This window comes from Planomonospora algeriensis (assembly GCF_977012225.1).
The window spans coordinates 1-646 of the sequence record NZ_CDRNDK010001033.1 but is presented as its reverse complement, the minus strand read 5'-3'; the positions used below and the strand labels follow the sequence as shown (position 1 = coordinate 646).

Here is a 646-nt window from a genome sequence, read left to right as displayed (position 1 = left end):
CGAGCAGGTGCGCGCGCGCGCGTCGCCCTCCTCGGCGGCCCGCAGCAGAACCGCCTCATCGACCGCGCCGTCCGCGCTGTCCGCCTCCTCCGCGCCGCGCGTCTCACCCGTTCCACACACGCCGTCCGCCCCACCCGCGCCGTCCGGAGCGTCGTGCCCGGTGCCCCGGGGAGCGGGCACCAGCGCCGCCGTGGTCGTCTCCGGGTCGTCCGGCCACCACCCCATGTCCAACCTCCTCGCAGCCAAGCCACAGGTTCGCATGCGACGGATCGACAGCGGAGCGTAATCACCTCTTCTGCTCGGGGATTTCTCAGTGGAAGGTGATGAAGCCGACGTACATCCCCATCGAGCAGACGTAGCGCAGCGACCCCGGTCGGCGCGGGGCGAGCCGTACCACGGCGGGCAGTGCCACGTCGCGGCCGTCGACGGTGAGCGACCGGGTGCAGCCCGGTGTCCCGGCGAGGCGGAAGGAGATCTCGGTGGGCACCCCCGCGCGGGCGGTCACGATCCCGGGCCGGTAGCCGCGGTCCGTCGCCCACACGTCGATCCGCTGCACGCCGTCGGCGCCGACCGGCCGTACCGGTGGCGCGGCGCCGCCGCGCTCGCCGCCGGCCGCCGGGGAAGGGGAGCCAGCCGCCCAGCCGGA

2 protein-coding genes are annotated in these 646 nt (G+C 75.4%); both read right to left on the bottom strand.

Annotated features, from left to right (window positions below; translation table 11 throughout):
• Window positions 1–225: hypothetical protein (locus ACWJ6R_RS37630; protein WP_449066751.1), on the bottom strand; the 225-nt coding region annotated here is incomplete at its 3' end.
• An 85-nt stretch (window positions 226–310) separates the two neighbouring features.
• Window positions 311–646 (bottom strand): hypothetical protein (locus tag ACWJ6R_RS37625; RefSeq protein ID WP_449066750.1); only part of this gene is annotated, 336 nt, incomplete at its 5' end.